7 protein-coding genes are annotated in these 6953 nt (G+C 35.7%); all 7 read left to right on the forward strand.

Annotated features, from left to right (window positions below):
* A partial coding sequence (locus V7183_RS22070; protein WP_335360845.1) for a BC_2427 family protein occupies positions 1–770 on the forward strand: 770 nt, incomplete at its 5' end.
* A gap of 61 nt (positions 771–831) precedes the next feature.
* Positions 832–1170 carry a hypothetical protein gene (locus V7183_RS22075; protein ID WP_141523114.1) on the forward strand — a complete coding sequence of 113 codons (339 nt, stop codon included), beginning with the start codon at positions 832–834 and terminating at the stop codon, positions 1168–1170.
* A gap of 317 nt (positions 1171–1487) precedes the next feature.
* Positions 1488–2030 carry a DUF420 domain-containing protein gene (locus V7183_RS22080; RefSeq protein WP_097898793.1) on the forward strand — a complete coding sequence of 181 codons (543 nt, stop codon included), beginning with the start codon at positions 1488–1490 and terminating at the stop codon, positions 2028–2030.
* A 115-nt stretch (positions 2031–2145) separates the two neighbouring features.
* Positions 2146–3309 (forward strand): iron-containing alcohol dehydrogenase, encoded by a 1164-nt coding sequence (locus tag V7183_RS22085; RefSeq protein ID WP_097898792.1) that lies wholly within the window; start codon positions 2146–2148, stop codon positions 3307–3309.
* 158 nt (positions 3310–3467) lie between these two features.
* Positions 3468–4220, forward strand: a complete 753-nt coding sequence (locus tag V7183_RS22090; protein ID WP_097898791.1) for a DeoR/GlpR family DNA-binding transcription regulator — start codon at positions 3468–3470, stop codon at positions 4218–4220.
* Complete coding sequence (gene pfkB, locus V7183_RS22095; protein WP_098197997.1) at positions 4217–5128, forward strand: 1-phosphofructokinase; 912 nt, start codon at positions 4217–4219, stop codon at positions 5126–5128. The genes V7183_RS22090 and pfkB overlap by 4 nt, the downstream gene beginning before the upstream one ends.
* A gap of 12 nt (positions 5129–5140) precedes the next feature.
* Positions 5141–6953, forward strand: a 1813-nt coding sequence (locus V7183_RS22100; protein WP_335360846.1) for a PTS fructose transporter subunit IIABC, incomplete at its 3' end; no start/stop codon positions are given.

Here is a 6953-nt window from a genome sequence, read left to right on the forward strand (position 1 = left end):
AGAAAGAGGAGAATGAATTCCAAGAGTTGAGGAAAGAGGAGAATTCACATACTGAATTAAAAATAGGAAGTATAGTACATTCTATGGTAGTGAAAACTCCATTTTCTACTGTTGCTGAAGTGTCTAGTTTTTCAAACCCGCCTATAGTAAGTAATAAAGATGAAGAGGTATTTGTATTTCATAGCGAAACGAATAAAGTGTTTTATGAGTTAGATACAAAGTTGTTAGCTACAGTACATCATTATTATGAAGAGCCCTATTGTTGTTTAGTTTCTTCAAAGCTTTTTGAAAAGAGGGTACTTCTAGAGGGTCCTAGTCAGGAAGACGTTAGGTATATTGAAAATGATAGTATGGAACAGTCTTTGTGGGTTCCTATGCACAATTTGATATCAAAACAGAGAAAAGATAACAAATCCAGTGATTATATAACGACGAAATTACCAATAGAAATAGGAAAATACAAAACTGAGATTAGTTTGCAAGAAATAGTAATGTTTAAGGAAAAAGTCACAAGAATTAAAAGGGTTTCACAGGAGATTATTTTGACAGAAAGTAAAATCTTACTATCAGAAGCTATAAATGCAAAACAGAATCCGGTAACGGTTGAAAAAGGGATTTTACTTGTGAAAGGTTATGTTTTACAGCGTATTGAGTATACCGTAGAGAAAAATACGCCTCAGAAAAAAATGTACCATTTAATGCAAAATATGGTACTGGAGTTAATCGTTCAAGTATTACAGGAGCAAGATGTACAAGTGGAAATCATATAATCACTATTTACACAGTGTATATAAAACATTTTTCTTGACTTTTTATACAAAGGCGAGGAAAATGGTAAAAAAGAAAGGGGGGATGATGATGGAAGAGTACGTATTAGATCTTTATAATTTTTTATATACGACAGATTGGCAAGATATTGTTTCGTTTCTCGGGATATTATTTTGTATGAAAGTTGTCATTGTATATATAGAAGAGCAAGGTATGTTCTATTCTTTCTCATCCCCATCTGATTTACAACGGGAGCCGTTACTAAGCTATGCCAATATAAATTACGAAGAACTTCCGTTTGTTACATTCTTTATGATTCGTTTTATAACAGCGATTGTAAAGAAAAAAGAAGGCGAGGAAGAAGATTGTTATCCAACTTGTTATATAGCACATGTATTATAAGCTAAATACAAGGAGGAGATTTATATGTGGATTCGATTTTTTATGATTGGTTTCTTTTCATTAACAGCAATTTCATTAATGGGATATCAAGTGTCTGAAATTTTTCAAGCATATAGCGATCTGTTTTTTAACAAAAACTAATCGCGTTGCTATTTCAATAATAAAGCGATAAAATCCTTCTTAAGAAGTATAGTTAAGGAGGATTTTTTCTTTGCTTGACCTTACTGTGTCAAACTATTGTCACATTTTCACTGTGAATAATATGTTAAAATAGTGAGGTTAATTATACATATGTGGAAGAAGAAGGAGTGAACAATTTGGTGGATCATTCAACAAATCAGAAAAGCTATGCTCCTATTGTGATAACGCTTTCTGTAATTGTCAATGCGATTATTTTATTTTTGTTTTTTGGACCTGTTGGTTACAAAGGAGAAGTACATTTTGATGTAACAATTTTGCCGTTGTTAAATGCAATTTTTAATAGCTTTACATTTGTATTTTTAGTGGCAGCTTTGTTCTCTATTATTAAAAAAAATGTGAAAATGCACCGCGGTTTTATTCTTGCAGCATTTACAACAACATTGTTATTTTGTGTTTCATATTTAACGTATCATTACTTAGCGCCAGCAACGCATTTCGGTGGAGAAGGAATTATTAAATATGTGTACTTCTTTATTTTAATTACGCATATTTTTCTTGCGGCAATCATTGTACCGCTTGCGCTGTTCTCACTTGTATTTGGATTTACAAATCAATTAACACGTCATCGTAAAATTGTGCGATGGACGATGCCAATTTGGTTATACGTAAGTCTTTCTGGTGTTATTGTTTACTTAATGATCTCACCTTATTACCAATAAAAAATCTCAGCCTCTTTGGCTGAGATTTTTTATTGGAGCAAATATTTTGGAGAAATGAGAAAAGTATGGTATACAAAAATATAGTTGCTTTTAATAAAGAAGGGTGGTTGAGAGAATGCAAAATTTTGTATTTCGTAATCCGACAAAGCTTATTTTTGGAAAAGGACAATTAGAGCAGTTAAAAAATGAAATTCCACAGTTTGGTAAAAAGGTTCTTCTCGTATACGGAGGAGGAAGTATTAAACGAAATGGTATATATGAGAATGTAATTTCTATTCTAAAAGAAATGGATGCAGAAATGTTTGAATTAACAGGTGTGGAGCCGAATCCTCGTTTGTCAACTGTAAATAAAGGAATTAAAATGTGTAAAGAAAATAGAATTGAATTTATTTTAGCGGTTGGTGGGGGAAGTGTAATTGATTGTACAAAGGCAATTGCTGCGGGGAGTAAATATGACGGAGATGTATGGGATATTGTGACAAAGAAAGCGTTCGCTAGTGAAGCTTTACCGTTTGGTACAGTACTGACTCTTGCGGCGACAGGTTCTGAAATGAATGCGGGATCCGTGATTACGAATTGGGAGACAAATGAAAAGTATGGATGGGGAAGCCCTGTTACATTCCCGCAATTTTCTATTTTAGATCCAGTCCATACAACTTCTGTACCAAGGAATCAAACAATTTATGGCATGGTTGATATTATGTCGCATGTATTGGAACAATATTTTCATCAAGGTACAAATACAGAATTACAAGATCGTTATTGCGAGTCTATTTTAAAAACGGTCATTGAAACGGCTCCCAAACTTCTAAATGATTTGGAAAATTATGAGTATCGAGAAACGATTTTATATTGTGGAACGATGGCGTTAAACGGTATTTTAGCAATGGGTGTACGAGGAGATTGGGCAACGCACAATATTGAGCATGCTGTTTCGGCCGTGCATGACATACCACATGGCGGAGGTTTAGCAATTTTATTCCCAAATTGGATGAAACATGTTCTAGATGAAAATGTTGAGCGTTTTAAACAGTTTGCGGTGCGTGTCTTTCATGTAGAAGAGGAAGGGAAAACAGATAAGGAAATTGCCTTAGAAGGGATTGAAGCTTTACGTCAATTTTGGACGTCTATTGAAGCGCCGACTCGATTAGCTGATTATGGAATTGGAGAAGCTGAAGTCGATTTAATGGCAGATAAAGCGATGGTTTATGGTGAATTCGGTCATTTCAAAAAGTTAAATAAAGAAGACGTGGTAGCAATTTATAGAGCGTCACTATAAAGGATAAGATAATGTAAAACAGCCTTCTTGATATGCCTCAAGAAGGCTGTTTTGATTATTTTTAATCGATTTTGATTGTTTGTGATTAATTTTGAATGTTTTTGGTTGATTTTTGAATTCGTTTTTATTATACTGTAATCAAAGAAGAGGTGAATAATATGTTAACGCCTGAACGTCATCAGCTTATTTTAAAGCTTGTAAAGGAATGCAAAGTTGTGAAATTACAACAATTAGTTGAAAGAACGCAGAGTTCAGAATCAACAATTCGTCGTGATTTAGCACAACTAGAAAAGCAGCGTCTATTAAAAAGAGTGCATGGTGGAGCTGCGATATTAACCGGAAAAGGTCAAGAGCCGACAATGGTTGAAAAATCATCCAAAAACATTCAAATAAAGCAACAAATTGCAAGTTATGCTGCATCATTTGTTGAGCAAGGAGATTGTATTTATTTAGATGCGGGGAGTACAACGTTTGAAATGATTCCGTATTTAACAAATAAAGACGTTACAGTTGTTACAAATGGACTTATGCATATTGAAGCATTAGTTGAAAATAATATTCGGGCTTATTTGCTTGGTGGAATGATGAAGAGCCGAACGAAAGCTTTAATTGGTGCCATGGCACAGGAAAGTATACAGAAATATCGTTTTGATAAGTGTTTCTTAGGAGCAAATGGTGTACATGAACAACTTGGATATACAACGCCGGATCCGGAGGAAGCATTGCTGAAAAAAATGGCATTAACATTAGCAAATGAAGGTTACTTTTTAATAGATGAAAGTAAATTTTCAGAAGTTGCATTTGCGAAAATCGCGAATATCGAAGAGGCAAGGATTATTACAAATGTATTAGAAGAAGAGTTAGAAGAATATAAAAGAAAAACAAATGTAATTGAGGTTGATAAACAATGATTTATACAGTTACTTTAAATCCATCTATTGATTATGTTATCCGAGTGAATCCTTTCACGTTAGGGACAGTGAATCGGGCGGAGAAAGATATGAAATTCCCTGGAGGGAAAGGGATTAATGTTTCTCGCGTGCTTCATCGCCTTGGTGTTCAGAATACAGCTCTTGGTTTTACGGGAGGGTTTACAGGACAATTTATTAAGGAAGCTTTGCAAAGGGAAAGTGTTACAACTGATTTCGTTCAAGTAGATGGGGATTCACGAATTAACGTGAAAATAAAAGGACAGGAAGAAACAGAATTAAATGGACAAGGTCCGATTATTACCGATGAACAGTTTGACCAGCTAATGAAGAAAATTGAGAGTATGCAGGCCGGAGATTGTGTTGTATTAGCTGGTAGTATACCTTCTTCTGTTCCGAAAACATTCTATGAGACAATAGCTGCTTATGGAGTAGAGCATCGTATTCAAGTAGTTGTTGACGCGAGTGGTAGTGCCCTAGAACATGTAATTAAAAATAAACCGTTCTTAATAAAACCAAATCATCATGAACTTGGAGAACTATTCGGAGAAAAGCTTTCAACAGTGGAAGAAATTCTTCCATATGGCAAAAAATTAATTGAGCAAGGTGTACAGAATGTAATTGTTTCTATGGCAGGTGATGGTGCTTTATTATTCACAAGTGAGGGAGTATATGAAGCGACTGTTCCAAAGGGAAAAGTCATTAATTCTGTTGGAGCAGGAGATTCTCTTGTTGCAGGATTTGTAGGGATGTATGAAAAAACAAAAGATGTGATAGAAGCATTTCGTTACGGTGTTGCAACAGGGAGTGCAACAGCATTTTCTGCAGATTTGTGTACAAAAGATAAAGTGGAAGAATTATTATCCCAAGTAATCATTACAAAGCGGTAGGGGGAACAGCATATGAAAATTACAGAGATTTTAAAAAGGGATACAATCATCATGGATTTGACAGCTTCAGTTAAAGAAGCTGTCATCGATGAATTAGTGGAGAAATTAGAGAAGGCAGGAAGGTTAAATAGTAGATCAGAATTTAAAGATGCTATTTTACAGCGTGAAATGCAAAGTACAACTGGAATTGGGGAAGGGATTGCTATCCCACATGCCAAAACAAAAGCGGTCAAACAACCTGCTATTTGTTTTGGTCGAAGTGTAAGCGGTATCAATTATGAATCACTTGATGGACAACCTGCGCATTTATTCTTTATGATTGCTGCTAGTGAAGGGGCAAATCATATGCACTTAGAAACTTTATCCCGTTTATCTACGTTACTAATGGATGAGAAGTTTCGGAAACAACTTTTAGAAGCTACAAGTAAAGAAGCAATCCTTCGTTTGTTTGATGAAAAAGAGAATGAACAAGAAGTGCAAAATGAGACAGTAAAGCCTGAGGGAAATGAACCATACGTGTTAGCTGTCACAGCGTGTCCGACTGGTATCGCTCACACATATATGGCTGCAGATAGCTTAAAAGCAAAAGCAGCAGAATTAGGAGTTGCGATTAAGGTAGAAACAAATGGGTCAACTGGTGTGAAAAATGGATTAACAAAAGAGGATATTGAGCGTGCAACAGCAGTTATTGTTGCGGCGGATAAACAAGTAGAGATGAATCGTTTTGCTGGAAAGCATGTCATTCAAGTGCCAGTTGCAGATGGTATTCGAAAATCAGAACAGCTCATTCAGCGTGCTGTAAGTCAAGATGCTCCGGTTTTTAAAGGGATAAAAGAAAGTGGAATGGCAGAGGTGACTGAAAAAGAAAAAGGATTTGGTATATACAAGCATTTAATGAATGGTGTAAGTAATATGTTACCGTTCGTAGTTGGAGGTGGGATTTTAATTGCGCTTGCGTTTTTCTTTGGTGGAATTAAAGCGGAAGGACCAATTGCGGAAGTTTTGATGAGCATTGGTGGAGGAAAAACAGGAGCGTTTGCATTCCTTGTTCCAATACTAGCAGGATTTATTGCTAGTTCTATCGCAGATCGCCCAGGATTTATGCCAGGTATTATCGGTGGTTTTTTAGCAGCGCAAGCAAATGCAGGCTTTTTAGGTGGATTAATTGCTGGTTTCTTAGCAGGATATGTTGTTCTTGGTTTAAAGAAACTATTTGCAAATTTACCAGTACAGTTAGAGGGAATTAAACCTGTTTTATTATATCCGGTATTTGGATTATTAATTACAGGTATACTCATGTTAAAAATTGTGAATCCACCTGTAGTTGCTTTAAACGAAGCATTAACGGGTTGGTTAAATGGTTTAGGCGGTACAAATGCGATATTGTTAGGACTTATTTTAGGTGGCATGATGGCTGTTGACATGGGTGGTCCGATTAATAAAGCAGCATTTACATTTGGTATTGCCGCAATTGAGGCTGGAAACTTTGGTGTGCATTCAGCTGTTATGGCGGGTGGAATGGTACCGCCGCTTGCGCTTGCATTTGCAACTACATTCTTTAAAACGAAATTCACAGAAGCAGAGCGTAAGTCGGGTTTGACAAACTATATTATGGGAGCATCATTTATTACAGAAGGAGCAATACCATTTGCAGCAGCGGATCCAATCCGTGTGATTGTAAGTTGTGTTGTTGGATCGGGTCTTGCTGGTGCGTTATCGATGTTATTTGGAATTACATTACCAGCTCCTCATGGTGGGTTGTTTGTCATTATGTTAGTAAATAAACCGATGTTATATATTCTTTCTATATTAATAGGATCTATTG

The organism is Bacillus sp. JJ1127, from assembly GCF_036965845.1.
Taxonomy (GTDB): Bacteria; Bacillota; Bacilli; order Bacillales; family Bacillaceae_G; genus Bacillus_A.